Source organism: Bradyrhizobium sp. 215_C5_N1_1, from assembly GCF_052075935.1.
In the GTDB taxonomy this organism is placed as follows: Bacteria; Pseudomonadota; Alphaproteobacteria; order Rhizobiales; family Xanthobacteraceae; genus Bradyrhizobium; species Bradyrhizobium barranii.
In genome coordinates this window covers 4,130,610-4,156,359 of sequence record NZ_CP197228.1, presented here as the reverse complement: position 1 = coordinate 4,156,359, position 25,750 = coordinate 4,130,610, and the positions used below count along the sequence as shown (strand labels likewise).

21 protein-coding genes and 1 pseudogene are annotated in these 25,750 nt (G+C 65.1%); 3 read left to right on the top strand and 19 right to left on the bottom strand.

What is annotated here, in order from left to right; genetic code table 11:
• Positions 1-54: 54 nt before the first annotated feature.
• The 3 genes from lpxB to lpxA are packed head-to-tail and all read right to left on the bottom strand — an operon-like array spanning position 55 to position 2,901.
• The gene (gene lpxB, locus AB7G19_RS19995; RefSeq protein WP_354097663.1) at positions 55-1,233 is read right to left on the bottom strand and encodes a lipid-A-disaccharide synthase; all 1,179 of its coding nucleotides are present in this window, start codon (positions 1,231-1,233) and stop codon (positions 55-57) included.
• Positions 1,230-2,087 carry an LpxI family protein gene (locus AB7G19_RS19990; protein WP_085404739.1) on the bottom strand — a complete coding sequence of 286 codons (858 nt, stop codon included), beginning with the start codon at positions 2,085-2,087 and terminating at the stop codon, positions 1,230-1,232. Before AB7G19_RS19990 ends, lpxB begins: the two co-directional genes overlap by 4 nt.
• Positions 2,088-2,106: 19 nt before the next feature.
• A complete protein-coding gene (lpxA, locus tag AB7G19_RS19985) occupies positions 2,107-2,901 on the bottom strand; it encodes an acyl-ACP--UDP-N-acetylglucosamine O-acyltransferase (protein ID WP_354097664.1) in 795 nt (264 codons plus the stop codon).
• 272 nt (positions 2,902-3,173) lie between these two features.
• Here lpxA and AB7G19_RS19980 point away from each other — a divergent pair.
• A pseudogene (locus tag AB7G19_RS19980) lies at positions 3,174-3,496 on the top strand (KTSC domain-containing protein).
• Between the two features lie 24 nt (positions 3,497-3,520).
• On the opposite strand, the gene fabZ reads toward AB7G19_RS19980, so the two are convergent.
• The 15 genes from fabZ to AB7G19_RS19905 all read right to left on the bottom strand — a co-directional run bounded on the left by fabZ (position 3,521) and on the right by AB7G19_RS19905 (position 24,162).
• The gene (fabZ, locus tag AB7G19_RS19975) at positions 3,521-3,982 is read right to left on the bottom strand and encodes a 3-hydroxyacyl-ACP dehydratase FabZ (protein WP_028151691.1); all 462 of its coding nucleotides are present in this window, start codon (positions 3,980-3,982) and stop codon (positions 3,521-3,523) included.
• Positions 3,979-5,046, bottom strand: a complete 1,068-nt coding sequence (lpxD, locus tag AB7G19_RS19970; RefSeq protein ID WP_085404573.1) for a UDP-3-O-(3-hydroxymyristoyl)glucosamine N-acyltransferase — start codon at positions 5,044-5,046, stop codon at positions 3,979-3,981. The genes fabZ and lpxD overlap by 4 nt, the downstream gene beginning before the upstream one ends.
• A 128-nt stretch (positions 5,047-5,174) precedes the next feature.
• Positions 5,175-7,715 (bottom strand): outer membrane protein assembly factor BamA, encoded by a 2,541-nt coding sequence (bamA, locus tag AB7G19_RS19965; protein ID WP_354097665.1) that lies wholly within the window; start codon positions 7,713-7,715, stop codon positions 5,175-5,177.
• Between the two features lie 174 nt (positions 7,716-7,889).
• The gene (gene rseP / locus AB7G19_RS19960; protein WP_028151694.1) at positions 7,890-9,041 is read right to left on the bottom strand and encodes an RIP metalloprotease RseP; all 1,152 of its coding nucleotides are present in this window, start codon (positions 9,039-9,041) and stop codon (positions 7,890-7,892) included.
• A 44-nt stretch (positions 9,042-9,085) separates the two neighbouring features.
• Complete coding sequence (gene dxr, locus AB7G19_RS19955; protein ID WP_063983032.1) at positions 9,086-10,309, bottom strand: 1-deoxy-D-xylulose-5-phosphate reductoisomerase; 1,224 nt, start codon at positions 10,307-10,309, stop codon at positions 9,086-9,088.
• Positions 10,310-10,313: 4 nt separating this feature from the next.
• Positions 10,314-11,156: a phosphatidate cytidylyltransferase gene (locus AB7G19_RS19950; protein ID WP_354097666.1), complete on the bottom strand. Its 843-nt coding sequence runs from the start codon at positions 11,154-11,156 to the stop codon at positions 10,314-10,316.
• Positions 11,153-11,911: an isoprenyl transferase gene (locus tag AB7G19_RS19945; RefSeq protein ID WP_014494938.1), complete on the bottom strand. Its 759-nt coding sequence runs from the start codon at positions 11,909-11,911 to the stop codon at positions 11,153-11,155. The genes AB7G19_RS19950 and AB7G19_RS19945 overlap by 4 nt, the downstream gene beginning before the upstream one ends.
• A 94-nt stretch (positions 11,912-12,005) precedes the next feature.
• Complete coding sequence (frr, locus tag AB7G19_RS19940) at positions 12,006-12,569, bottom strand: ribosome recycling factor (RefSeq protein ID WP_014494937.1); 564 nt, start codon at positions 12,567-12,569, stop codon at positions 12,006-12,008.
• 63 nt (positions 12,570-12,632) lie between these two features.
• Positions 12,633-13,349, bottom strand: coding sequence for a UMP kinase (pyrH, locus tag AB7G19_RS19935; protein ID WP_028151698.1), 717 nt, complete (start codon positions 13,347-13,349; stop codon positions 12,633-12,635).
• Between the two features lie 60 nt (positions 13,350-13,409).
• Positions 13,410-14,333, bottom strand: coding sequence for a translation elongation factor Ts (gene tsf, locus AB7G19_RS19930; protein ID WP_028169462.1), 924 nt, complete (start codon positions 14,331-14,333; stop codon positions 13,410-13,412).
• 134 nt (positions 14,334-14,467) lie between these two features.
• Positions 14,468-15,463, bottom strand: a complete 996-nt coding sequence (locus AB7G19_RS19925; protein ID WP_028151700.1) for a 30S ribosomal protein S2 — start codon at positions 15,461-15,463, stop codon at positions 14,468-14,470.
• A 219-nt stretch (positions 15,464-15,682) separates the two neighbouring features.
• Entirely contained in the window at positions 15,683-18,184 is a 2,502-nt protein-coding gene (locus tag AB7G19_RS19920; RefSeq protein ID WP_354096072.1) for a caspase family protein, read from the bottom strand.
• Between the two features lie 174 nt (positions 18,185-18,358).
• Entirely contained in the window at positions 18,359-19,129 is a 771-nt protein-coding gene (locus tag AB7G19_RS19915) for a carbonic anhydrase (protein ID WP_063983030.1), read from the bottom strand.
• Between the two features lie 325 nt (positions 19,130-19,454).
• A complete protein-coding gene (gene dnaE / locus AB7G19_RS19910) occupies positions 19,455-22,958 on the bottom strand; it encodes a DNA polymerase III subunit alpha (protein WP_354112910.1) in 3,504 nt (1,167 codons plus the stop codon).
• A 484-nt stretch (positions 22,959-23,442) separates the two neighbouring features.
• Entirely contained in the window at positions 23,443-24,162 is a 720-nt protein-coding gene (locus tag AB7G19_RS19905) for an outer membrane protein (RefSeq protein ID WP_071913456.1), read from the bottom strand.
• A 254-nt stretch (positions 24,163-24,416) separates the two neighbouring features.
• On the opposite strand from AB7G19_RS19905, the gene AB7G19_RS19900 reads away from it, so the two are divergent.
• Complete coding sequence (locus AB7G19_RS19900) at positions 24,417-24,737, top strand: DUF3551 domain-containing protein (protein ID WP_063986338.1); 321 nt, start codon at positions 24,417-24,419, stop codon at positions 24,735-24,737.
• A 1-nt stretch (position 24,738) separates the two neighbouring features.
• The gene (locus AB7G19_RS19895) at positions 24,739-24,993 is read left to right on the top strand and encodes a DUF3551 domain-containing protein (RefSeq protein ID WP_135213820.1); all 255 of its coding nucleotides are present in this window, start codon (positions 24,739-24,741) and stop codon (positions 24,991-24,993) included.
• Between the two features lie 89 nt (positions 24,994-25,082).
• Here the strand turns inward: AB7G19_RS19895 and AB7G19_RS19890 are convergent, their stop codons facing one another.
• Positions 25,083-25,733: a hypothetical protein gene (locus AB7G19_RS19890; protein WP_283016661.1), complete on the bottom strand. Its 651-nt coding sequence runs from the start codon at positions 25,731-25,733 to the stop codon at positions 25,083-25,085.
• Between the last annotated feature and the right edge of the window lie 17 nt (positions 25,734-25,750).

Below are 25,750 nucleotides of genomic sequence, written 5' to 3'. Positions count from 1 at the left end.
CGAGAAAGAAATGGTGGGCGCGCTTTCGCTTTGCCCACCCTGTGAAGCCGTCTGTTACCGCCTGCCCTTGCGCATCGTCGCGAGCACGATGTCGGCAGCGAGTACGCTCGGCGATTTGTTGCCGGTGGACATGATGGTGTCGAGCCGTGCGAAGGCCTCAACCTGTCGTTTGCGCAGCGGCGTGTCCGTGAGCAGCTCCGACAGTGCCGGCGCCAGCTTCTCCGATACGCAGTCCTCCTGCAAGAACTCCGGAATGACATCCTCGCCGATCACGAGATTGGCGAGGATCACCGAGGAGACGCGGATCGCGCGGCGCAGGATGAAGGCTTCGATCGCGCCGACGCGATAGGCCGTCACCATCGGAATGCCGGACAGCGCAAGTTCCAGCGTCACAGTGCCGGATTTGGCCAGTGCCGCGCGCGCGGTTCGGAACGCGGCGCGCCTCTCGGTTTCGCCGACCACGATTTGCGGCTTGACCGGCCAGCTCGCGGTGCCTTCGCGGATGGTGGCTTCGAGATGCGGCATGGTTGGCAGCTTCAGTTCGAAGGCGCGGCCTTCGGCCTGGAGCCGTCCGAGCGTCGCGCCAAACACGTCAAGATGGTGCCTGATCTCGCTGCGGCGGCTGCCGGGCAGCACCAGAAGAACCGGCGGCTCGGCATCGCGGCGCCGCTGCTCCTCCGCGTTTGGCCGCAGCAACGGCAATTGCTCGATCAGGGGATGGCCGACATAGCTGCATGGCGGTCCGCTCAGCTTGCGGTATTCCTCCGGCTCGAACGGCAACAGGCCAAGCACATGATCGACGTAGCCGAGCATGGTCCGCGCCCGTCCCGGCCGCCAGGCCCAGAGCTGCGGCGAGACATAGTCGACGACTGGGATCGCGGAATTCTTCGCACGCACGCGGCGGGCAACGCGATGGGTGAAATCGGGGCTGTCGATGATGACGAGCGCGTCGGGCGCAGCCTCCAGCACGGCATCCACGGTCTGGCGGATCAGCCGCAATATCTTCGGCAATTGCTGCACCACTGCGGCAAAGCCGACGATCGAGAGCTCCTCGATCGGAAACAGCGTCTCGAGCCCCTCGCGCGCCATGGTCCGGCCGCCGACACCCACGAACTGCACGCCGTCGCCGAGCCGCTGGCGCAACACTTTCATCAAGGCGCTGCCGAGCCGGTCGCCGGATTCCTCCGTCGCGATCAGGAAGATCTTCCGCTTGGGATCGCGGCTCTGCATCATGCCGTCAGGCCGATGACGAAGAGATATTTGGCGTCGGCGAGCGAGATCATCGCCTGCGGCTCGGCGGCGATGGTGTTGCCGGCGACGACGGCGATGCCGGCCAGTCCAGCGCGGGCGACGCCCTCGAGGGTACGCGGGCCGATCGTCGGCAGGTCGAAGCGCAAATCCTGCCCGCTCTTCGGCACCTTCACCAGCACCCCGCGTCCTGTCGCAGCGCGGATGCGACCTTCCTCGCGCAGGCGTGCCACGCGCGAGAGCAGCGCGTCGGTGCCCTCGATATCCTCGATCGCCACTACATGGCCGTCGATCACGACCGCGGCCTGGCCGATGTCGAACGGGCCGAGCGCGGTCAGCACCGCGCGGCCGCGCTCGATGTCGGCCTTGCTGTTGTCGTTCGGCCAGGCGCGGCTGATGCAGCCCTCGGGCATCAGCAGATCCGGCGCAACATCCTTGATGCCGACCATGCGAAAGCCGCCCTGCTCGAGAATGCGCCCGACCCCGGACAATAGATGATCGTCGCCGCCGCGGAAGGCACGGATGACGTTGCCGAGCAGGCGCAGTGTCGTGACGTCGAACCTTATTTCGGACAGCGCGGGCCGCACCAATGTGCCGATGAAGATCAGATCGCGGCAGCCCTCCTCGCGGAACAGCCGCATGGCGCGGCCGAGCTGGCCGACCGAGATCCAGCGATGGCGGAATTGCTCCACCCGCGTCGGATCGCAGGCACCGCGCAGCGGGAACAGCACCGGCGTGATGCCGCGCGCGGCAAGCGAATCGGCGACTGCGAACGGCATGGCGCCGCCGCCGGCGACGACGCCGACCGGCGACGAAATCTCCGAAGCCGCCGATGTCATGCCCGCGGCCATCCCGAAATCACTTCTCGATGGCGGGAAGACAGATCGGGCGATGCTTGCGCTTGCCGATGAAGTCGAGGATCTCGGCAATCGCGGGGTCTTCGCCCGCGAGCGGCTGGGCCGCCGCGAGCCGCTCGGCGAACGTGCCGGGGCCGTGGAAGAGTTTTTGGTAGAACGATTGCACGGTCGCGCGCCGCTGCTTGGTGAACTGCCGCCGCTTCATCCCGATGAGATTGAGGCCTTCCAGCGCCGCATACTGGCCGTTGGCGAGGCCGAACGGAATGATGTCGTCGCGCACGCCCGAGAGGCCGCCGACCATCACCTGCGGGCCGATGCGCGTGAGTTGATGCACCGCCGACAGGCCGCCGATATAGACGAAATCGCCGATCTCGCAGTGGCCGCCGAGCGTCGCCGAGGTCGCGAAGATCACGCTGTTGCCGACCATGCAGTCATGGCCGACATGGCTGTTGTTCATGAAGTAGCCGCCGTTGCCGACGCGCGTCAGCCCGCCGCCCTTGATGGTGCCGACATTCATCGTCGCGCCTTCGCGGATGGTGCAGCCGGAACCGACCTCCAGCCTGGTCGGCTCGCCCTTGTAGCTGAGGTCCTGGGGCGCGCCGCCCAGCACCGCGAAGGGCGAGATCACGCAGCCGTCGCCGACCGAGGTGTGGCCGATGACCGTGACCTGTCCGATCAGCTTGCAGTTAGCGCCGATCACGGCATTCGGACCGATGATGCAGAAGGGTCCGATCTCGGTACCCTCGCCGATCACGGCGCCGTCCTCGACCCGTGCGGTGGGATCAATCTTACTCATCAAGCAATCTGACTCATCAAGAAGGTCTGATTATGTGTTGAAGTCGCTCGGTTTTCCGGTGGTTAGCGCGACTATGCCCGATCTGTCCAGTGACGTATCATCTCGGCCTGTTTCAGGCACCGGATGAGCCGGCCGTCTTAAAGCCCGATGAGATTGGGATGAATCGTCATCGCGCTTCAGGCTATTGTTTGAGCATGATCCTTTCGGAAAACCGCTGCATTCCGGATCATGCTCTAGCCCTTCAACGCCTTCATGTGGAGCTTGAAGTCATCGTGGTCAGGGCCCTGGCAGTTCTGCTTGCACAGCTCGTAGCTGCCCCGATCGTCTCCGAGACGGTCGAGACCGGCGAACGCCGCTTCGTCGATCTCGGGACGTTCGAGTGCCGCGACATCACCCGCAGCACAGTGCTTCAGCGGGTCTGCTACGACCGCGCGCGGCGGGACCTCATCGTCGCGATCGACGGCCAATATGACCGCTATTGCGGGGTTGCGGCCGAGACGGTCGACAGCCTGCTCGGCGCGCCGTCCATGGGCCAGTTCTTCAACCGGAATATCGGACGCGAGACGCCGGCGGCCGTTACGGCTGCGGCGCATAATCCATTTCCGCTGGCCTGAGCCGCTCAGTCCGTCAGCATGGCCCCGACGTCGGCTTCAGCAACGATCTGTCCGTTGACCTTGGCGTCGCCGTGAAACCACCACATCGCCTTGCGGCGGCCGATCGAACGCATGTGATATTCGATGGTGTCGCCGGGCAGCACCGGCTTGCGGAACTTGCACTTGTCGATGGTGAGGAAATACACCGCGCGCGGCTTCTCGGTGCCCTCGACCGAGGTGATGCCGATCACGCCCGCGGTCTGCGCCATCGCTTCGATCATCATCACGCCGGGATAGACCGGGCGCTCCGGGAAATGCCCCTGGAAGGCCGGCTCGTTGAAGGTGACGTTCTTGATGCCGATGCCGCTGTAATCGGCGCGGATATTGATCACACGGTCGATCAGCAGCATCGGGAAACGGTGCGGCAGAGTCCGGAGGATCGCGTTGATATCCACCAGCTCGAATTTGATCGGTGATTCCTCCGTCATTCCCGTCCCTCGTTCTTCGGATCGGCCCTGCTGTCGCGTACCAGGCGCTCCACCGCGATAATTTCCTTGAACCACTGCTTGGTCGGCTTGGCGAAAAAGCCGCCCCAGCGCCCGTTCGGCGGGATGTCGTCCTTGACGCCGCTCATCGCGGTGACCTGGGCCCCATCGCCGATCTTGAGGTGATTGTTGATGCCAACCTTTGCTCCCAGCGCCACGTTGTCGCCAATCGTCAGGCTGCCTGCGAGCCCGATCTGGGCCGCCAGCAGGCAGTTCCGACCGATGGTCACATTGTGGCCGATCTGGACCTGGTTGTCGATTTTGGTGCCCTCCCCGATCACGGTGTCGCGCAGGGAGCCGCGATCGATGGTGGTGCCGGCGCCGACTTCCACATTGTTCTGGATCAGCACGCGGCCGGTCTGGGGCACCTTGAGATGGCCCTCGGGGCCGAAGAAGATGAAGCCATAGCCGTCCTGGCCGATCGAGCAGCCGGGATGGATCAGCACGTTGTTGCCGATCAGCGCGCACTGGATGGCCGTGCGGGCGCCGACATTGCAGTCCCGGCCGATCTTGACGCCGGGACCGATGACCACGCCGGCCCCGATCACGGTGCCACTGCCGATCTCGACGTCAGGGCCGATGACGGTCAGGGGATCGACGATGACGTCGTCCTCCAGCCGGGCCGAGGGATCGATGATGGCCGACGGGGCGATGCCGTCATTACCGACCCAGGACTGCGGGCGCAGCGCATCGCCGTGCCATTCCCGGGCGAGCCCGACAAAGGCGCGGAACGGCTGCGCCACCCGCAGCACGGCCACATGCGCGGGCACCTGGGCCTCGAAGCGCGGACTCACCAAGCAGGCCCCGGCCTTGGTCGCCTTGAGCTCGTCGGCATATTTGAGGTTGTCGAAGAACGCCAGATGCATCGGGCCGGCTTCGTCGAGCGAAGCAAGACCGGTAATGACGTGACCGCCCCTGGCAGGGTCGACGAGCTGCGCCTTGGTCAGCGCGGCAATGTCAGCCAGCGCCGAGGCCGGCGGCTTTTTGAAGAAGGTCGGCTGCGCCATTCCACCCCATCGCGGTCCGGCTTCGGCATGAAGCGGTCAGGCCGCATCATGCCTTATCTCACGGATTGAGCACGATCTTTTTGGAAACCGGCCCCAACAAGGGGCCGGCTCATGCCCTGCTGATCGAATTAGAACGAGGTGCCGCCGCCGAACCTGAACTGCTGCACGCGATCGAACTGGCCCTTGGTGAGCGGCACGGCGTAGTCGAAGCGCAGCGGACCGAACGGCGACTGCCAGATCAGGCCAATACCAACCGACGAACGGACGACATTGCCGTTGTCATACACCAGGCCGGTACAGGTTCCCGCCGAGGGCGGGTTGACGGTCGACGGCGTACAGTTCGAGTTCCTGGTCGTGGTCATTTCGTTGGTCAGCGACCACGTCGTCGGGCCCTGATAGTCGAAGAGGCCGCCGGCGTCGGCGTAGACCGCGCCCTTCAGACCCACTTCCTTCGGCAGGAACCAGAACGGCATCTGCAATTCGAACGAAGCGCCCCAATATTTGGTACCGCCAAGCGCGTCTTGCGTGCCAAAGGGATTCAAATCGCGCGGACCGATGCCGTTCGGAGCAAAGCCGCGGACCAAGTTCGGGCCCATCTGGAACTGATCCAGCATGCGGATATCGTTGTTGCCGATCTTGTTCAGCATGCCGCCCTGAAGGTGAACGAGGCCGACGATGTCGGACACCAGCGGAGCGTAGTACTTCGCGTCGACGACGGACTTCAGGTAGGTGACGTCGCCGCCCACGCCGGCGAAATCCTGACGGAAGTCGACGAGCAGACCGTCGGTGGGGTTCTTGTTGTTGTCCAGCGTGTTGTAGGTCAGCGTGTAGCCGAGCGCCGAGGTCAGGGTCTTGCCGCCGGCAAGCTCCTTGCGGACCGGCAGCGAGGCTTCGCCGTCGGAGTAGCAGCCGAGACCGCCGGTCGAGGTCAGATCGATCGGCGGCGTTTGCGATGCGGCAAAGGCCGGGCTCGGGTTGAAGGCCGACGAACCGAGGACGTTGTTACAGTTCGCCAGGTAGGACGGCAGCGTGATTTCCTGCTGGTAGATCGAGTAGCGCAGCTGGAGCGACAGATCTTCACGCAGGGAGAAGCCGAGGCGCGGCGAGAAGCCGAGCGTCTTGGTGCCGTAGGAGATGTAGCTGTTGGACAGCTGTTGGCGCTGATAGAGGTCGAGACCGAGCGCGACGCGGTAGTCGAGCAGATACGGCTCGACGAACGACAGCGAATAGCCGCGCGCATACTGGCCGTAGGTCACCGACGCCTTGGCGAACAGGCCGCGGCCGAGCAAATTGCGCTCGGAGATCGAGACTTCGGCGAGCGCGCCGTCGGTCGTGGAGTAGCCGCCCGAGACCGAGAAGTCGCCGGTCGATTTCTCTTCGAGATCGACGATCAGGACCACGCGGTCGCTGGAGGAGCCCGGCTCCGTCGTGATCTTCACGCTCTTGAAGTAGTCGAGGTTCTTCAGGCGGCGCTCGGCACGGTCGACCAGCGCGCGGTTGTAGGCATCGCCCTCGGAGATGTCGAACTCGCGGCGGATCACGTAGTCGCGCGTGCGGGTGTTGCCGCGGACGTTGATGCGCTCGATATAGGTGCGCGGGCCCTCGTCGATGTTGAACACGACGGCGACGGTGTGCGCCTCGAAATTGCGGTCGCCGCCGGGACGGACCACGGCGAAGGCATAGCCGCGACGCGACGCCTCGATCTGCATTTCCTCGACCGACTTCTCGACCGATTCGACGTTGTAGAGCGCGCCGACATTGACGCGCGAATAGTTGCGCATCGTGGTCGGATCGAAGTTCGGAATAGAGGAGCGGAAGTCGACGGTGCCGACGCGGTACTGCGAGCCTTCCTCGATCTTGAAGGTGACGTTGAAGCCCTTCTTCTCCGGATCGTATTCGGTGAGCGCGGCGACCACCTGGACGTCGGCGAAACCGTTCTTGAGATAGAAACGGCGAATCAGGTCACGGTCGGCCTCGACGCGATCGGGATCGTAGAGGTCGTTGCTGGCGAGGAAGCTCAGCAGGTTCGATTCGTGCGTCTTGATGACGTCGCGCAGGCGGTAGGACGAGAACGCGTTATTGCCGACGAACTCGATCGACTTGACGCCGGTCTTGGCGCCCTCCTCGACCGTGAAGATCAGGTCGACGCGGTTGTTCGGCTGCTCGATGATCTCGGGCGTGACGCGGACGTCATAGCGACCCGAGCGGCGGTAGATTTCGGCGATTCGCAGGGTGTCGGACTGCACCATGGCGCGGGAAAAGGTGCCGCGCGCCTTGGACTGGACTTCAGCGGTGAGCTGCTCGTCCTTGACCTTCTTGTTACCTTCGAACGCGATGCGGCCGATCACCGGGTTTTCCACCACGGAGACGATGATCTGGCCACCGGAACCGCGATTGATTCGCACGTCCTGGAACAGGCCGGTCTCGATCAGGGCCTTCAGGCCGTCATCGATGGCACCCTGATCCAAGCGGCCACCCGGGCCCGGCTTGAAATAGGAGCGGATCGTCTCCACCTCGACACGGCGATTTCCTTCGACAGAAATCGACTGGACGGTCTGAGCAAGCGCAGACGAAGACACAAAAGCAGCCCCAACCGGGGCAAGCACCGGCGCGCCGAACAAGATCAGGGATGCGAGCAAGCCCCCCCGGAGTCGCAGTCCAAACTTCATTGCGCAACGCGCCCTTATCAGTACCAGACCCAACCCCAACGCCGGTCCGGGAGATTCCCCAAGTTCGAAGCCGCTTGTAGCCAATTTCCCCGATGTCGCAAACGGCCGCTGACACCGTAATTTCAATTTCATTCCAAGACGTTGCTCATGAGCAACGCCACAAAAAAGCCCGTATCAGGAAGCTGCCATCCGCAAGATGTCGTTATAGGTGGCAAACACCATCAGCATCAGCACCAAACCGAGCCCGATTCGGAACCCCATCTCCTGAGTCCGCTCGGACAGGGGGCGGCCCCGGACCACCTCCGCCGCGTAGAACATCAGGTGACCGCCATCGAGCAGCGGGATCGGGAACAGGTTCAACAGCCCGATCGACACCGACAGCACCGCGCACAGATTGATCACGAACTGGAACCCGGCGCTGGCCGCCTGCCCCGACATCTTGGCGATGCCGAGCACGCCGCTGACCTCGTTGGGATTGCCTTGTCCGACAAACAGCGAGCCAAGGAACTTGAAGGTGCTGGTGATGATGAACCAGACCTGCTCGACCCCGATCTTGAGCGCTTCGCCGACGCCGACCGGCGTGGTCGAGGCCTCGCCGGCCTGGGACTTGTGCTCGACGCCGAGCACGCCGAGGCGGTGGCTGTTGCCGAACGGATCCTTGCGCTCGAGCAGCGCCGGCGTCGCGGTCAGGGAGACGATGGCGCCGTCCCGCTTGACCTGGAAGGCAAGCGCCGAACCCGCATTCATCGCAACGATTCGCTGCATGTCGGCAAAGCTCTCGATCGGCTTGCCGTCGATCTGCACGACGACGTCGCCGATCTTGAAGCCGGCCGTGGCCGCAGCGCCGTCGGCGACGACGCCATCGACGCGGGCGATCGTGCTCGGCTTGCCGTAATAGAGCGCCATGGCGGCGAAGATCAGCGCGCCCAGGATGAAATTGGCGATCGGTCCGGCCGCGACGATGGCGGCGCGCGGGCCGACCTTCTTGTGATGGAAGCTGCCGGCGCGCTCCTCGGCCGTCATGGCCGCGAGCGTCTCGGCCGACGGGGTCGAAGCCTCGCTCTCGTCGCCGAAGAACTTGACGTAGCCGCCGAGCGGGATCGCCGAGATCTTCCAGCGGGTGCCATGGCGGTCGTTGAAACCGACCAGCTCCGGTCCGAAACCGAGCGAGAAGGTCAGCACCCGAACGCCCGCCCAGCGCGCGACCAGGAAATGGCCGAGCTCATGGAAGAACACGACGATCGTCAGGACGAACAGGAAGGGAACCGCGTAGCCGAGGAGCCCATGGCTCAACGTATTGAAACTATGGACGAAAAAGTCGATCATCGAATTCCCTCATCCAGCGCCGCAAGGCCCTGGCCCCGTGCCATCTAGGATGCCTTTAAGGCAATTTGAGGCAATAGGGCGGCAGCTCTATTTCGCGCAACATGGTCAACAGAGATTGCATCGTCGGCGGACGTCAGGGGAGCCTGGTTCCCGCCGCGAATCCAGTCGTCCAGCGTCGCCTCGACCAGCCGCGCGATCGCGCCAAACCGGATCTTGCCGGCAATGAAAGCGGCGACCGCAACCTCGTTGGCGGCGTTGTAAACGGTGGTCGCCCCCTTCCCGGTCCGGAGCGAATCGAAGGCCAGCCGAAGCCCAGGGAAGCGCTCGAAGTCCGGCGCCTCGAAGGTCAGCTGGCCGATCTTGGCCAGATCGAGCTTGGCCGCCGGCCCCTTGATGCGATCGGGCCAGCCGAGGCAGTGCGCGATCGGCGTGCGCATGTCGGGAGAACCGAGCTGGGCCACCACCGAACGGTCGGAGAACTCGACCATGCCGTGGATGATCGACTGCGGATGCACGAGGACGTCGATCTCGTCGGGCGAGAGCGCGAACAGATAGGATGCCTCGATCACCTCGAGGCCCTTGTTCATCATCGAGGCGGAATCGATCGTGATCTTCTGGCCCATGCTCCAGTTCGGATGCTTCAGGGCCTGCTCGAGGGTCGCCTGCTCGATGTCGGCAGGCTTCCATGTCCGGAACGGCCCGCCCGAGGCAGTGATGATGACGCGGACGAGTTCGTCGCGGTTGCCCGAGCCGAGCGCCTGGAACAGCGCATTGTGCTCGGAATCGGCCGGCAGGATGCAGGCGCCCGCTTTCGCCGCGCGCTGCATGAAGAAATCGCCGGCGCAGACGAGACATTCCTTGTTGGCGAGCGCGACATGCGCGCCGCGATCGACCGCGGCCAGGGCCGGCTTCAGTCCGGCGGCGCCGCTTACGGCGGCCATCACCCAATCGGCCGGACGCGCGCCGGCTTCGATCACCGCGCTTTCGCCCGCGCCGCATTCCGTGCTCGTTCCCGCGAGCGCAGTCTTGAGCTCGGCGAACTTGGACGTGTCGGCGATCGCGACGTAGCGCGCGGAAAACTCCTTGGCGAGCTTGGCCAGCGCTTCGACATTGCCGTTCGCCGTCAAGGCTTCGACGCGATAGCGCTCGGGAGAGGCGCGCAGCAGATCCATCGTGCTGTCGCCGATCGAGCCGGTGGCGCCGAGAACCGTGACACTGCGGACGGTCGACGCCGCAGCCTTGTTGTTACGCAATGGGACCGCGCTCATATCCTCACCAAACCATAAGACCGCTTCCGGCGCTATGCACACCATGGCGGAGAAAGCCGATAATCCATGCCATCAGGATGGCGGCAACAAAACCGTCCAGACGGTCCAGCAGCCCGCCATGGCCGGGAATCAAGTGACTGGAATCCTTGACGCCGAAGCGCCGCTTCACCGCGGATTCGAACAGATCGCCCGCCTGCGATACCACCGACAGGATGGCGCTGACGAGCAGCAGTGGAACCGCCTTTCCGATCCCGCACGCCGCAAAGCCGGCCGCAACCAAAAGGCTCGCCGCAAAGCCGCCGAGCGCCCCGGACCAGGTCTTCTTCGGGCTCACGCGCGGCCATAGTTTCGGTCCGCCAATGCTGCGTCCGGCGAAATAGCCGCCGATATCGGTCGCCCACACCACGAGCAGCACGAACATCAGCGCGGCGAAGCCGTTGACGAGATCCTGCCGCACCAGGATCGAGGCCAGCAGCGCCGCCGATGCGTAGGCGAAGCCGGTGGCCGCCCAGATGAACTTGGCCCGCGCGATCAGCGTCACGATCGCGCCGCCGATGAGGCCGGTGATGATCGCGGTCTTGAGCGCGCCGAAGGCGACGCAGGCCCCCATCATGGCAATGACGATCGTCCCTGCCCCGGTCAGTGCAGCAGACCCCGCGCCCACCACCATCAGCCATTCCGCGAACAGCCCGATCGACACCAGGGTGACGAGAAGCGCCCACAGCCAGCCGCCGGCATAAGCGATTGCAATAGCGAGCGGCGCCAGCACTAGCGCTGCGAGGACTCGCATCACGAGATTGCTCGGGGCAGGCTTCTCGCCCGCCGATGCGGCGTCGGGTTCGCTCACGAGGCGTTTTTCGCGACCAGACCGCCGAAACGGCGCTCGCGTCTGGCGAATTCGGCGATCGCGCCTTCCAGCGCCGCCTTGTCGAAATCGGGCCAGTGGATCGGCACGAAGACCAGCTCGCTGTAGGCGGCCTGCCACATCAGGAAGTTGGACAGCCGCTGCTCGCCGCTGGTGCGGATGATGAGATCGGGATCGGGAATGTCGGGCGCATCGAGATGAGCCCCGATCGTCTCGGCATCGATCGTTTCAGGGGCGCGCTTGCCGTCTGCGACTTCCCGCGCGAGCTTCTGGGCGGCTTTCGCGATCTCCTGCCGCGAACCGTAATTGAAGGCGACGACCAGCGTCAGGCGCGTGTTGTCGCGCGTCAGCTCCTCGGCCTCGTTGAGGAGTGCGCAGATGTCGCTATCGAGTCCGTCGCGCTCGCCGATGATGCGGACCTTGACGCCATCGCGGTGCAGGCTCGCGAGATCGTTGCGGATGAAGCGACGCAGGAGACCAAACAGATCGCCGATCTCGCTCGCCGGGCGCGACCAGTTCTCCGAAGAGAAGGAGAAGATGGTGAGATAGCGGATGCCGAGCTCGTGCGAGGCACGCACCACCCGGCGCAGCGCCTCGACGCCGCGGCGATGCCCTTCGGCCCGCGGCAGGCCGCGCGCGGCGGCCCAACGCCCGTTGCCATCCATGATGATGGCGACATGCGCAGGCGCGTCGGACCGGTCGGGTCCTTCGGTTGCTGGCGCGGCGGCGTTGGACATGAAGGCGGCCCCAAAAGCATGATCCGGACAAGTGCGACGCGGTTTTCCGAAAAGACCATGCGCGAACAATAACCTAAAGCGCGATGATCGCGCTTTAGACGGTGAGGATTTCTTTTTCCTTGGCAGCCAGCAACTGGTCGATCTCGGAGATGGTGCCGTCGGTCGCCTTCTGCACCTCGTCGGCGTGACGCTTCTGATCGTCTTCCGACATCTCGTGATTCTTCTCGAGCTTCTTGAGGACGTCGAGGCCATCGCGGCGGACGTGACGCGCGGCGACCTTGGCCGCTTCCGCGTATTTGTGCGCGACCTTGACGAGCTCCTTGCGACGCTCCTCGTTGAGCTCGGGGATGCGCAGGCGCAGCACCTGGCCTTCGGTCGCGGGCGACAGGCCGAGATTGGAATCGACGATCGCCTTCTCGACCGGCTTGACCATCGACTTGTCCCAGACCTGCACCGAGATCAGCCGCGGCTCCGGCACGCTGACCGTGGCAAGCTGGTTGAGCGGCATGTGGCTGCCGTAAGCCTCGACCTGCACCGGGTCGAGCATCGAGGCCGACGCGCGCCCCGTGCGCAGGCCGCCAAGCTCGTGCTTGAGGGCCTGGACGGCGCCCTGCATGCGACGCTTCACTTCGTTGAGGTCGAAATTACCCGTGGCCATCACGTTTCTCCTTCAAAATCCCGGCGACCCACTCCGCGCCCCTCAGGCGCGACCGGCGAGCCGTCAGCCGGCGACGACGGTTCCGTGGCCGCCGCCACGCAGCACAGCGCCGATCGAACCCGGCTCCGCGATCGAGAATACGATGATAGGCAGCAACGTCTCGCGGGCAAGCGCGAAGGCGGTCGCATCCATCACCTTGTAGCCGCCCTCGATCGCCTGCGAATGCGTCAGCCGGTCGAATCGCGTGGCGGTCGGATCCTTTTTGGGGTCGGCCGAGTAGACGCCGTCGACATTGGTTGCCTTCAGCACAGCCTCGGCTCCGATCTCGGCGGCCCGCAGCACCGCGGTCGTATCGGTGGTGAAGAACGGATTGCCGGTTCCGCCCCCGAGCAGCACGATCCGGCCCTCGGCGAGGTATTTGTGCGCCGCAGTGCGGGTGAACAGCTCGGAAATCTCGGGCATGACGAAGGCCGACAGCGTACGTGCCGGCGTGCCCTTGCGCTCGATCGTCGCCTCCAGCGCGAGGCAGTTCATCATGGTGGCGAGCATGCCCATGGTGTCGCCGGTGGTGCGCGACACCCCTTGCGAGGACACTTCGACACCGCGCACGATGTTGCCGCCGCCGATCACCACCGCAACTTCGGTACCGAGCTGGCGGGCGGCGATCAGATCGTCCGCAACCCGGTCGAGGGTCGGCTGATCGATGCCAAAACCCTGCTGCCCCGCAAGATACTCGCCGGACAGCTTGATCACGACGCGACGATAGACCGGATCAGTCATGAGCACTTTCCCCGTCCGGGCGCCGCTTCCGGCGGCAAGCCGGAAGGAACGTACCGGCGCTTACTTCTTGCCGCTGGCCGCTGCGACCTCGGCCGCGAAGTCGCTTTCCTGCTTCTCGATTCCCTCACCGAGAGCATAGCGCACAAAGCCCGCGATCTTCACCGCGCCGCCGACCTTGCCTTCGGCTTCCTTCACCGCCTGCGCCACCGACTTGCCGGTGTCGTGGATGAAGGCCTGCTCGAGCAGGCAGACTTCCTTGTAATAGGTCTTGAGGCCGGACTCGACGATCTTCTCGATCACGTTCTCGGGCTTGCCCTGCTGGCGATATTTGTCGGCGAGCACGTCCTTCTCGCGCTTCACGACCGCCGGATCGAGGCCGGACGGCTCGAGCGCGAGCGGGTTCGTGGCCGCGACATGCATCGCGATCTGGCGACCGAGGGCTGCGAGCTCATCGGCCTTGCCGGGCGATTCGAGCGCGACGATCACGCCCATCTTGCCGGCGCCTTCGACGACGGCGCCGTGGACGTAGCTCGACACGACGCCCTGCGTCACTTCGAGCGAAGCTGCGCGGCGCAGCGTCATGTTCTCGCCGATGGTGGCGATCGCGTCGTTGATCGCGGCTTCGATGGTGACGTCACCGACCTTGGCGGCCTTGATCTTCTCGACATCGGCGCCGACGTCGAATGCGACCTGCGCGACCATCTTGACGAGGCCCTGGAACTGACCGTTGCGCGCGACGAAGTCGGTCTCGGAGTTGACCTCGACCACGACGCCCTTGGTGCCCTTGGTGAGCGCGCCGATCAGGCCTTCCGCGGCGACGCGGCCGGACTTCTTGGCGGCCTTCGACAGGCCCTTCTTGCGCAGCCAGTCCTGCGCCGCTTCCATGTTGCCGTCGTTTTCGGTGAGCGCGGCCTTGCAGTCCATCATGCCTGCGCCGGTGGACTCGCGCAGATCCTTGACCATCGCAGCTGTGATCGTTGCCATCGTTGAAAATCCTTCTTGCCTGCCGGTTTGCCGCGGCGTGGCATCAAACAGCCCCGCCGCGGTCCATCTCAGGAATTCGCGTCAACTGAAATGGTGGCCGGACTTATATCCGGCCAACCCATCGCTCTTTTTGACTATTCCGCTTCTGCGGTCAGCGCCTTGGCCTTGGCCACCCAGGCATCCGCACGGCTCGGCAGACCGACTTCTTCGCCGATCTTGTGCGCGGTGTCGTGATCGAGCTCGGCGAGCTGCCAGAAGTGGAAGATGCCGAGGTCGTTGAACTTCTTCTCGATCGCGCCCGACACGCCCGGGAGCTTCTTGAGGTCGTCGGCGGTGCCGCGCGGACCGGCGAGGCCCTGGAAGCCGCTCGAGGAAGCGGCCGGCAGCTCTTCGGCAACCGGACGAGCCGAGGCGCCGATGTCGATGCCCGAATCGCCCTGGGCGCGCGAGATGCCGTCGATCGCCGCACGTGCGATCAGGTCGCAATACAGCGCGATGGCGCGGCCGGCGTCGTCATTGCCGGGGACCACATAGGTGATGCCCTTGGGATCCGAATTGGTGTCGACGATCGCGGCGACCGGGATGTTGAGCCGCTGGGCTTCCTGGATCGCGATGTCTTCCTTGTTGGTGTCGATCACGAAGATTAGGTCGGGCAGACCGCCCATGTCCTTGATGCCGCCGAGCGAGCGATCGAGCTTGTCGCGCTCGCGCTGAAGCGTCAGGCGCTCCTTCTTGGTGTAGGAGCTGGCGTCGCCGCCGGACAGCACGTCATCGAGATGACGCAGGCGCTTGATCGAGGCCGAGATCGTCTTCCAGTTGGTCAGCGTGCCGCCGAGCCAGCGCGAATTGACGAAATACTGCGCGCAGCGCTTGGCAGCGTCCGCGACGCCGTCCTGCGCCTGGCGCTTGGTGCCGACGAACAGGATGCGGCCGCCCTTGGCGACGGTGTCGCTGACCGCCTGCAAGGCGGTGTGCAGCAACGGCACGGTCTGCGCGAGGTCGACGATGTGGATGTTGTTGCGGGCGCCGAAAATGAACGGTGCCATTTTCGGATTCCAGCGGTGAGACTGGTGACCAAAGTGCACGCCAGCTTCGAGGAGCTGACGCATGGTGAAATCGGGTAGCGCCATAGTTTCAATTCTCCGGTTGGTTCCTCCGGAAACGTGTGAGCAAAACGGAGCGTTCTCGCCCCGGTTGCCACCGGACGGCCTTGTGAGCCATGTTTCCGTGTGAGATGGGGCGCTATATAGCGCCATTTCGGCCAGAAGCAAGGAAATAAGGGCCTTTCGGGGGCTGTTTTCGCCTCCCGAAGGCCCTCTTCCGTAAAGACCACGCCAGCCCGCAAAGACCTAGCACTTGGGCTGGTTCGGCGGGCACTTTTTCGCCGCCGGCGCCGCTGGGCGCGCCGGAGGTGCCGCTGGACGCGGCGGGGGCGCGACGGCCATCCGCGGCGGCGGCGGTGGTGCTGGCCGGGCGACCGGCGGTGGCGGCGCGGGCCGCGCCACGGGTGGAGGTGCAGGCCGGGCCATGGGCGGAGGCGCCGGCCGTGCAACGGCCACAGGCGGAGCCGCGCGGGCTGGCGGAGGCGATGCGACATGCGGCGGCGGTGCCGGGCGAGCGGCGGGCGGTGGCGGCGTCGGCCTCGCCACGGCCTGCGGCCGCGATGCTGGAGTTGACGGCGACGGCCGGGCGGCCTGCGCTGGAGGGGTCGCGGGCAAGTTCTGCGGTTTGACCGGCTCGCGCGCGGCCGAGGGCGGCGGCGTGACCGGCTTGCCCGCGGCGCCCGAGGGCGTGCCGGGCGGTGTGCCCGCAGCGCCAGCCGGCTCACGGGTTGCAGACTTGCCGCCAGCGGGCGCGCCGACAGGCGGGGTCTGAGCAACCGGCGGCTTCGCCGGTTGGCCGGGCGCAGCCGGATTCGCGGTGGGCGCAACGGTCGTCGGAGTGCCGGCCGTTGGCGCGCCAGGATGGGACGGCAGCGTTGTGCCGGGCACAGCCGTGGTCGGCGCCCCCGGATGCGTCGGCGGGGGCGCACCGGGTGCATTTGCCGTCGGCGCCAAGGGCCTGCCGCCAGGCGACGTCCCTGCCCCGGCCGGCGGCGCTGGCGGCCCGCCTTGGGCGCCGGGAACCGGCAGCGTGTTGGTCTGTGGCAGCTTGGTCGGCGGTGCGGCGGGGGGCGTGCCGGTCGGCGCGACATTGGCCGGCGTCCCCGGAGGTATCCCCGGTCTCGCCGTCGGCTGGACCGTCGCGCTCGGCGGCATCGGCGCCTTGCCCTGCTGGATCAGCGCGGCGCGCTGCGTAGCGGCTTGCGGCAACATTGGCGCTACCGGGTTGGCGCGGTCGGCAATCGCCGGCCTCAGATTGCCAGGCCCGGTCCCTCCTCCCGCTCCCACGGGCGGGGCGGGCGGCCGGTTGATCACGGTGTTGATGACCGTGGTGTTATGGATGTTGTTGAAGACGATGTTGTTCGGCGGCGGCGCGACATAGACCGGCGGCCTGACGAACACCGGGATCGGCACGAACAGCGGCTGCGGCAGCACGAACAGGCCGACCACGGGCAGCGGCGGCTCCAGCACTATGAAATCCGGCGGCGGCGGCGGCAGATAATAGACCGGCGGCGGCGGTGGCGGCGCGAAGCCGAACACGGGGTCGCCGAACAGCAGCACGGGACGGTCGACATAGACGATCTCCTCCGGCGGCGGCGGCGGCACGTCATAGTCCATCATCGCGAAAGTCGGCGGCGGCTCGAGCGGCGCGGTCAGGATTGCAAGCCTGCGCCGTGCATCGCCGGCATGCGGACCGCGCGAATAACGACGCAGATACGACCAATAGGCCTCCGGCGTATCGTTCCGGTAGGTCCGCCGCCAGGTGATCGCCTCGCGGCGCGCCGCGACGATCGCCATCACGCGCTTCGACATCGGGTCACCGGGATAGGCCGCGAGAAATTCTTCGTAGGCCGGCAACGTGTCGCGCTCGAGCGCGGCCGCATAGGCGTCCTGCACGCCGAGATCGCGGATCGGCTTGTTGCGGATCGCGGCAACCTGGTCGGGCGCTGCCTCCGGCGGCGGCGCATCGGGCCCGCGCTCGAAGAACGAGAAGGGCGCCGATATCTTCGCCTCGTTCCACGGCACCTGCGCGCCCTTGCTGGCCTCGTTGACGCGGAGGCGGACGCGGTCGAACACCTCGGCCAGCGGCAGACCGCCGGTACGGATCATCTCCGCCAGCGATTGCGCATAAATGCCGTACGGGCCGGGCTCTTCCGGCGCGACCGTGCCGGGCGCGGCGTTGAAGGCGATCAGCATGTTCGGATCGGGCTCGACCAGCGCCAGTCCGCTCGCGATCTGCTGGCCGCCCTCGATGAAGGGCTGCGCGCGCGCCGCATCGAGCACGACGATGTTGGCCTTGAGCGGAATGGACGCGAGCTGGCGGGCGTAGTCGCTGATGCGCAAGCCTTCGGTCGGAATGTCGGTGTCGCGGATGATGTTGGAATCGACCGGGATGAAATAGTTCTCGCCCGCGAGCTGGACGCCAAAGCCGGCAAGATAGATCATCGCGACGGTGCCGGGACCCGAGGCCTGCGCCTTCTGGATGAAATCGCGCAAGCTCTTGCGCAGCGTGTCGCCGTCGAGATCGCGCGCGCCGACCACGTCGAAGCCCGCCGCTTGCAGCGTCTGCGCGATCAGGCCGGCATCGTTCGCGGTCGTCGCCAGCGGCGACTTGGCGTAGGCGCCGTTGCCGACCACGAGCGCGATGCGCTTTTCCTGCTGCTGCGCGCGCGCCGGATCGGGCGCGGCCGCAGCGAACGCCAGGATCGGCAAGAGAAAACAGATGAAGGCCTTGTAGGTCCCACGCATGGCTTGCTTGCCCGCTATCGTTGTTGAGCTGCCACCGTACATGAGACGCGCGGCCGGCTGAATGGCTCTTGAACGAAAAGCGCGGATTGAGGCGGCGGCATGGCGCCCCGCCCCATCAAGTCCCTGCGTCAGGCCCGCGTAAGCCTCGCGACCGCGCTGTGGCGCGAACCTCGTTCAGCCCTGCGCGATCAGATCGACTGTTCCCGTGGTGAGCCGATAGATGCCACCGACGACCTTCAGCTTGCCCTGCTCCACGGCCGCATTGAGGATCGGCGCGGCCGATTTCAGCTTCGCGACGTTGTCGATCACGTTCTGCCGGATCGCCTTGTTGAGCACGTCCCCGCCCTGCTGCATCGCAGCCTTTGCGGCGGGCGCGATCGCATCGACCAGCGAGGGAATGTGTCCCGGCGGCGACGTGTTGTCCTTGATTGCCTTCAGCGTCGCATCGACCGCGCCGCAGGCATCATGGCCAAGCACCAGGATCAGCGGTGCGTTGAGCACGGCCACCGCATATTCCATGCTGGCAATGGTTTCGGTGCCGGCAAAATTTCCGGCGACGCGGCAGACGAAGAGATCCCCGCGGCCGCTGTCGAAGGCATATTCCGGCGCGATGCGTGAATCGGCGCAGCTCAGAACCGCCGCGAACGGATTCTGTCCACCGGCCAGCGCCTCGCGCTCGTGCTTGAAATCGTGGCGCCGCGCCACACCGTCGACATAGCGCGCATTGCCCTCCATCAGCCGCTTCAGCGATGCGTCGGGCGACAACACGTTCTGCGGCTTGGGTGGCTGCTTGGCCTCCTTTGCCAAGGCACCGCTCGCGAAAGCTCCGCCGGCGAAGGCCATGCCGAACGCAGCGGCGCCAAACAGCATCGCGGATCGCCGCGACGGCGCGATGTCTCGATGCAGAGATTCATGATGCAGAGATTCAGAGCACTTGTCGCACATGTGACGTTTCCCCGGGTACAGTGGACGAATGGAAGCGTCGCGATGATAGGTGCATCGATGTGAAGAAATCACCAATGATAAATGATGCAACTGATGATTGCTGCAACGCGAACCATGCTGCAAAGCCGAAGCGATCGCTCGCCTCACGCGCAACGACCGCACAGAGCTGCGTCCATCTGCATATATTCGAGATCGGCTGCCAAAGCATGATCCGGAAAAGGGCAGCAATTCTCACTCACCACAAACGCGGCACGCGTTTGTGGTGAGATCATACGCCAGCGCCGATCCCCAGCACGATGACGATTCTTCCGGATATCATCGTGCTTTAGAGCTGCTGCACGTCCACGACGCCCGCGACCGCCTTGATCGCGCCGGCGATCTGCGGCGAGACCTTGAAGCGGCCCGGCAGCTTCATCTCGACCTCGGTCTCGAGGTCGAGCATCATCACCAGCGAGACCTCGCCGTCGCCGTTCGAACGCGGCGCGATGCCGGGACTGCCGACTTTTGGCGCGGCGCCGTTCGAGGCCGCCATGTCGGGTCCGGCCAGTCGCTTGGCGATCGACTCCAGCGGCTTGGTGTCGCGCACGAAGATGCGCAGGCCCTTCTGCGTCTTGGCGGCAGCGTCATCGAGCGGCTCGGCATGCAGCACGCGGGCACGAACGTCCTCGCCCTGCAATTCCGCGCCCAATTGGAGCAGCACGGCGGCGCCCGGCTCGAGCACATCGCGGTATTGCGCGAGGCCTTCGGAGAACAGCACCGCCTCGAAATGGCCCGTGGGATCAGACAGCCCCATGATGCCCATCTTGTTGCCGGTCTTGGTGCGCCGCTCCATGCGCGACACCACGGTGGCCGCGACCTTGCCGGCGGTGGCGCCGGTCTTCACCGCACGCGAGAACTCGGCCCAGCTCTGCACCCGCAGGCGCTTCAGGACCATCGCGTAATCGTCGAGCGGATGGCCCGACAGGAAGAATCCGATCGCGTCATATTCGCGGCGCAGCCGCTCGGCCGGCAGCCAGGGCTCGATCTGCGGCAGCATGATGGTCGGAGCGTCCGCCGACATGCCGAACATGTCGTTCTGGCCGATGGTCTCGGCCTGATGCGCACGCTGGCAGGCGGCCAGGATCGAGTCCGCGCCGGCAAAGACCCGCGCCCTGTTCGGCTCCAGCGTGTCGAAGGCGCCGGCAGCGGCGAGGCTCTCGATGATGCGCTTGTTGATCGCGCGTGGATTGACCCGCGCGGCGAAGTCGGCGAGCGAGGTGAACAGCCCTCGCCTGGTCCGCTCCTCGATGATCTGCTCGATCGCCTGGATGCCGACGCCCTTCAGCGCGGCGAGCGCGTAATAGATCGTCTTCTCGCCGACCTCGAAGGTCGGGCCTGAGCGGTTGATGTTCGGCGGCTCGACCTTGATGCCGAGGCGCTGCGCCTCGGAACGGAATTCGGAGAGCTTGTCGGTGTTGTTGAGATCGAGCGTCATCGACGCTGCGATGAACTCCACCGGGTAATGCGCCTTCATATAGGCGGTGTGGTAGGACACCAGCGCGTAGGCCGCCGCGTGGCTCTTGTTGAAGCCGTAGTCGGCGAACTTTGCGAGCAGCTCGAAGATGGTCTCGGCCTGCCCCTTCGGCACGCCGTTCTTGACCGCGCCGGCGACGAAGATGTCGCGCTGCTTGTCCATCTCGGCGCGGATCTTCTTGCCCATGGCGCGGCGCAGCAGGTCGGCGTCGCCGAGCGAATAGCCCGACATGACCTGCGCGATCTGCATCACCTGTTCCTGGTAGATGATGACGCCGAAGGTCTCCTTCAGGATCGGCTCCAGCACCGGATGCAGATATTCCGGCTCCTCGTCGCCGTGCTTGCGCGAGCAATAGGTCGGGATGTTCGCCATCGGGCCCGGGCGATAGAGCGCGACCAGCGCGATGATGTCCTCGAAACGGTCGGGGCGCATGTCGACCAGCGCGCGCCGCATGCCCTGGCTTTCAACCTGGAACACGCCGACCACCTCGCCCCGCGCCAGCATCTGGTAGCTTTCGGCATCGTCGATCGGCAGCGTCGCGAGATCGATGTCGATGTTGCGCGGCTTCAGGAGCTTCACCGCGACGTCGAGCACGGTCAGCGTCTTCAGGCCGAGGAAGTCGAACTTCACGAGCCCGGCCGGCTCGACCCATTTCATGTTGAACTGGGTTACCGGCATGTCGGACTTGGGATCGCGGTACATCGGCACGAGTTCGCTCAAGGGGCGATCGCCGATCACGATGCCGGCCGCGTGCGTCGAGGCGTGGCGGGTCAGGCCTTCAAGGCGCTGCGCGATGTCGAAGGCGCGCGCCACCACCGGGTCTTCATCGCGGAACGCCTGAAGCTTCGGCTCGCTCTCGATCGCGGCGGCCAACGTCACCGGCGCGGCCGGATTCTGCGGCACCAGCTTGGTCAGCTTGTCGACCTGGCCATAGGGCATCTGCAGCACCCGGCCGACGTCGCGCAGCACGCCGCGCGCCTGCAGCGTACCGAAGGTGATGATCTGCGCGACCTGGTCGCGACCGTAGCGCTCCTGGACGTACCTGATCACCTCGCCGCGGCGGTCCTGGCAGAAATCGATGTCGAAGTCCGGCATCGAGACGCGTTCCGGATTGAGGAAGCGCTCGAACAGCAGGCCGAACTTGATCGGGTCGAGGTCGGTGATGGTCAGCGCCCAGGCGACCAGAGAGCCGGCGCCCGAACCGCGCCCCGGTCCGACCGGAATCCCCTGGCCCTTCGCCCATTTGATGAAATCCGAGACGATCAGGAAGTAGCCCGCGTATTTCATCCGCATGATGACGTCGAGCTCGAACGCCAGGCGCTTGTCGTAGTCCTCTTCCGTAGTGCCCTGCGACAGGCCGTGCACGCGCAGGCGGTTGGCGAGCCCCTCCTCCGCCTGGCGCTTGAGCTCGGCCGCCTCGACCGACGCGGCGTCGGAGCTTGCGGCGGCGCCGACCGTGAAGAACGGCAGGATCGGCTTGCGCGTCATCGGGCGGAACGAGCAGCGCTCGGCGATCTCCACCGTCGAGGCCAGCGCCTCCGGAATGTCGGCGAACAGCACCGCCATCTCGGCGCGGGTCTTGAAGCGGTGATCGGGCGTGAGCTGAAGGCGATCGGTCTCGGCGACCAGCCGCCCGCCGGCGATGCAGAGCAGCGCATCGTGCGCCTCGTAATCGTCGTTCGAAGCGAAATACGGCTCGTTGGTCGCAACCAGCGGCAGGCCTTTTGCGTAGGCGATGTCGATCAGCCCGCTTTCGACGCGGCGCTCCTTGTCGATGTTGTGGCGCTGCAATTCGACATAGAGGCGGTCGCCGAACAGGCCGGCGAGACGCTCGCAGCGCGTCGCCGCAATTTCGGCCTGCCCGCTGGCAAGCGCGAGCGAGATCGGCCCGTCAGGGCCGCCCGTGAGTGCGATCAAACCTTCGGTCTCACCGTCAAGCCAATCGAACTTGATGAACGGCGCGTGGCTGTCAGGCGATTCGAGGAACGCGCGCGAGTTCAGCCGCATCAGGCTGCGATAGCCGCGCTCCTGGGCCGCCAGCAGCACCACACGCGACGGCAGCAGCGCATTGCGCGCATTGGGATCCTGGTCGCCGAAATCGATCGCGAGCTCGCAGCCGACGATCGGCTGGATGCCGGAGCCCGCCATCTTGTCGGAGAACTCCAGCGCGCCGAACATGTTGTCGGTGTCGGTCAGCGCCAGTGCGGGCTGGTGGTCTTTCTTCGCAAGCTCGGCGAGCTTGGCGATCTTGATCGAGCCCTTGAGCAGCGAATAGGCCGAGTGAACGTGAAGGTGGACAAATCCGGCGCTCGGCATGGTCGCGTGACGGCCTCTTGCAGATGAGATGGAGCGGTCGCCGGCTCCAGGGGGATCATGAGGACATCTTCCGCCCACCCAGCCGACTCGCCTCACAATGGTGGGGCGTCACCGCTTCAGAGTCCACGCCGGAGCGGCCGATCGGCCGCGTCGTCCCGCTTTTCCCCAAGGGCATGACCTGGGGGTACTGAGGGGATCTGGCGAGCCGCGGCCTAGAGCTGCGGAATCACCTGCGCCCAGATTGCGATCATCCCGACGAACAGCGAGATCGAGGCGAGTGCGGCGGCTTCTTCAACGAAAATCCTGAACATGGCTTGCTCCATCACCAGAACGTATGAAGAACATTGTTCTCATTTCGTTCTAGAGAGTCAAGCCGTGTGAGCTCTCTCGAAAAGTGATGGTTAACTCGCTGAATTCACGCAACAAAAAAGCCCCGGCGCAAGGCCGGGGCTTTTCGACGATCGCTCGAAATGAGCGACCAGTCTCAGTAGCGACCGATCATCGGGCCGCCGAACTTGTAGTTCAGGCGGACGAGACCCATGTCGACGTCCTGGCGGATGCGCTCCGAGCCGGCGAAGCCAGCGAAGGTCACGTCCTTGTCGGACAGGAAGATGTGGTTGTACTCGACGCCAACCGACCAGTTCGGCGCGAAGCCGTACTCGAGGCCGGCACCGACCGTGCCACCCCAGCGGCTGTCGCTGGACGAGGAGAGCAGCGCGCCCGCCGTGCTGGAGATCTCGTACTTGTTGCTGACCACAGCCGCACCGCCCTTGACGTAGACCAGGACGTTGTTCCAGGCGTAGCCAACCTGACCGGTGATCAGGCCAAACGCATCGATCTTGGTGCGGTTGCGGGAGGCGAACAGCGCGCTGTTGTTGTCGCCCGAGAAATCGGCCCAGTTGCCCTGGCCTTCCACGCCGAACACCCACTGGCCGGACTGCCAGCGATAGCCGATCTGACCACCGACCGTGCCGCCGGTCGCATCGTGCGAGCCTTCGCGACCCACGCCAACGAAATCCCAGGTCGCGTGCGACGAACCGCCGCCGCCGTTGATGCCGATGTAGAAGCCGCTCCAGTCATAGACGGTCGCGATCATCGCAGGCGCCTTGGTGTAAGGCCGCGCAGCGAGGTCAGCAGCCAGCGCCGGCGCAGTCGCGCTCAGCGCGACAAGGCTCACAGCAGCAAGCAACAGATTCTTGTTCATTTGATTCCCGTTCCAGTTTCGTCGTTAGGCCCCCGGGCCGTAGGGCCGTCATATCAGCGCTCGACGGAATTGCTGTAACCCCGACGCAACAGTCGGGGCCAAAGGGCTGTGCTGCGTTAATGAATGTTTAGCAGCGCGCGCGCGAAACCCTTTGAAACAAGGGTTTTCATGAGTTCCAATGTCGACTACACGACGTATGTTGCATCTGTGCCTGGACATCTGATGCACGCACGATTGTGTGATTGGAGATTGAGATGCGCAGACAGATTGCCCTCCCCATTGTCGCCACATTTTCGCTCGCAATCGCCACATTCGCGCTCACGCTGAGTGCAAGCACGCCCGCACGCGCATTCGGCACGCATCACGCGTTCTGCCTGACCGGCCAGGAATGGCCGGGGCTGAGCAATTGCACGTTCGACAGTTACGCACAGTGTCAGGCAAGCTCGTCGGGCCGCGCGCTGACCTGCATCGCGAATCCGTATTTCACGGGCCAGAGCGACGATCCCTACGCCTATCAGAATCGTCCGCGCGCCCAGACACCGGGCTATTCACCCGGCTACTACCCACCGCGCTGAGATGCGCAGCGCCCGCTTCGTGCTCGTCGCCACCGGCCTGCTCTTCTCGGGCGTGCCGGCGCACGCGCAGACCTACGATCCCAGCTATCCCGTCTGCATGCAGATCTACGGCCCGGTCGGCTATTTCGACTGCCGCTACACTTCGCTCGAACAGTGCAGATTTCTCGCCGTCGGCCGCTCCGCGAGCTGCGCCGTGAACCCGTACTTTCCGCAGAAGCGGTCAAAGGCTCCCCGGCGGCCGAAGCAGGCCGACTAGGCGTGCTCCCATGCCGGGACTTGCCAACTTTGACGCCCTTACGAGCTTAACGCACTTGCGAGCTTTTCCATCCCGCCGACATTGCCCGCTCACCCCCTCGTCGCGTATTCGGAAGTTACTTTCCGAGCGAGGTCTTGCACGACAGCCAAGAACGCAGCCGACGCCATCGGCCGATACGGCTCCAAGGCCTGGTCCGAGGGCGGTAACGTCAGCAGCAGGTCCGCATCGCCATGACAATCTTGATAATCTTGCAGCCAGAGCGCTGTCACATGGACCGCCGGCACGGTGAGCAGGAAAGCCTCGAAGCGTCCTTCCCGAACTTCAGGAAGCTTCTCGGCACGACGGATCGCCTCCGACGTCGCTGCCACAAACGGCCCTTCGTTCAGGTCACCCAGTTCATACGTCGTCTCATACGTCGTCGCTGCCGACTTCACGATTGTCGCAGCAGCGATCGGCTCCTGTTCCTCTCCTCCACCATCATCAGCGGCGGTGCGCCGCTTCGCTTCAATCACAAGAAATCTCCAATTGCCTAGCTTCGCAGCCGCTCTGAGTTTGTCTGCGCGGCGGATCTTGCCAAAAGCCAGATAGGCAATGCGATGCGGCAGGGAAATGAAGACCGCGTCGCGCTTGGCAGTGGAAAGCCTTGATCGCGGGAATTTCGGGTTGCCCACCCGGCTGGCCACCGCTCGCTTCACAGCTACGACCGCAGCCGCCGGAGGATCGCTGGGATGAATTGCCATCTTTTCTCTCCTTTCAC

Coding starts and splice junctions, on each gene's coding strand:
- AB7G19_RS19915 (WP_063983030.1), bottom strand. CDS start 19,129: ATGTGCGACAAGTGCTCTGAATCTCTGCATCATGAATCTCTGCATCGA.
- lpxD (WP_085404573.1), bottom strand. CDS start 5,046: ATGGCGCAGCCGACCTTCTTCAAAAAGCCGCCGGCCTCGGCGCTGGCT.
- AB7G19_RS19920 (WP_354096072.1), bottom strand. CDS start 18,184: ATGCGTGGGACCTACAAGGCCTTCATCTGTTTTCTCTTGCCGATCCTG.
- dxr (WP_063983032.1), bottom strand. CDS start 10,309: ATGAGCGCGGTCCCATTGCGTAACAACAAGGCTGCGGCGTCGACCGTC.
- fabZ (WP_028151691.1), bottom strand. CDS start 3,982: ATGACGGAGGAATCACCGATCAAATTCGAGCTGGTGGATATCAACGCG.
- pyrH (WP_028151698.1), bottom strand. CDS start 13,349: ATGACTGATCCGGTCTATCGTCGCGTCGTGATCAAGCTGTCCGGCGAG.
- AB7G19_RS19925 (WP_028151700.1), bottom strand. CDS start 15,463: ATGGCGCTACCCGATTTCACCATGCGTCAGCTCCTCGAAGCTGGCGTG.
- dnaE (WP_354112910.1), bottom strand. CDS start 22,958: ATGCCGAGCGCCGGATTTGTCCACCTTCACGTTCACTCGGCCTATTCG.
- AB7G19_RS19945 (WP_014494938.1), bottom strand. CDS start 11,911: ATGTCCAACGCCGCCGCGCCAGCAACCGAAGGACCCGACCGGTCCGAC.
- lpxA (WP_354097664.1), bottom strand. CDS start 2,901: ATGAGTAAGATTGATCCCACCGCACGGGTCGAGGACGGCGCCGTGATC.
- rseP (WP_028151694.1), bottom strand. CDS start 9,041: ATGATCGACTTTTTCGTCCATAGTTTCAATACGTTGAGCCATGGGCTC.
- bamA (WP_354097665.1), bottom strand. CDS start 7,715: ATGAAGTTTGGACTGCGACTCCGGGGGGGCTTGCTCGCATCCCTGATC.
- frr (WP_014494937.1), bottom strand. CDS start 12,569: ATGGCCACGGGTAATTTCGACCTCAACGAAGTGAAGCGTCGCATGCAG.
- AB7G19_RS19890 (WP_283016661.1), bottom strand. CDS start 25,733: ATGGCAATTCATCCCAGCGATCCTCCGGCGGCTGCGGTCGTAGCTGTG.
- AB7G19_RS19990 (WP_085404739.1), bottom strand. CDS start 2,087: ATGACATCGGCGGCTTCGGAGATTTCGTCGCCGGTCGGCGTCGTCGCC.
- AB7G19_RS19895 (WP_135213820.1), top strand. CDS start 24,739: ATGCGCAGCGCCCGCTTCGTGCTCGTCGCCACCGGCCTGCTCTTCTCG.
- tsf (WP_028169462.1), bottom strand. CDS start 14,333: ATGGCAACGATCACAGCTGCGATGGTCAAGGATCTGCGCGAGTCCACC.
- AB7G19_RS19905 (WP_071913456.1), bottom strand. CDS start 24,162: ATGAACAAGAATCTGTTGCTTGCTGCTGTGAGCCTTGTCGCGCTGAGC.
- lpxB (WP_354097663.1), bottom strand. CDS start 1,233: ATGATGCAGAGCCGCGATCCCAAGCGGAAGATCTTCCTGATCGCGACG.
- AB7G19_RS19900 (WP_063986338.1), top strand. CDS start 24,417: ATGCGCAGACAGATTGCCCTCCCCATTGTCGCCACATTTTCGCTCGCA.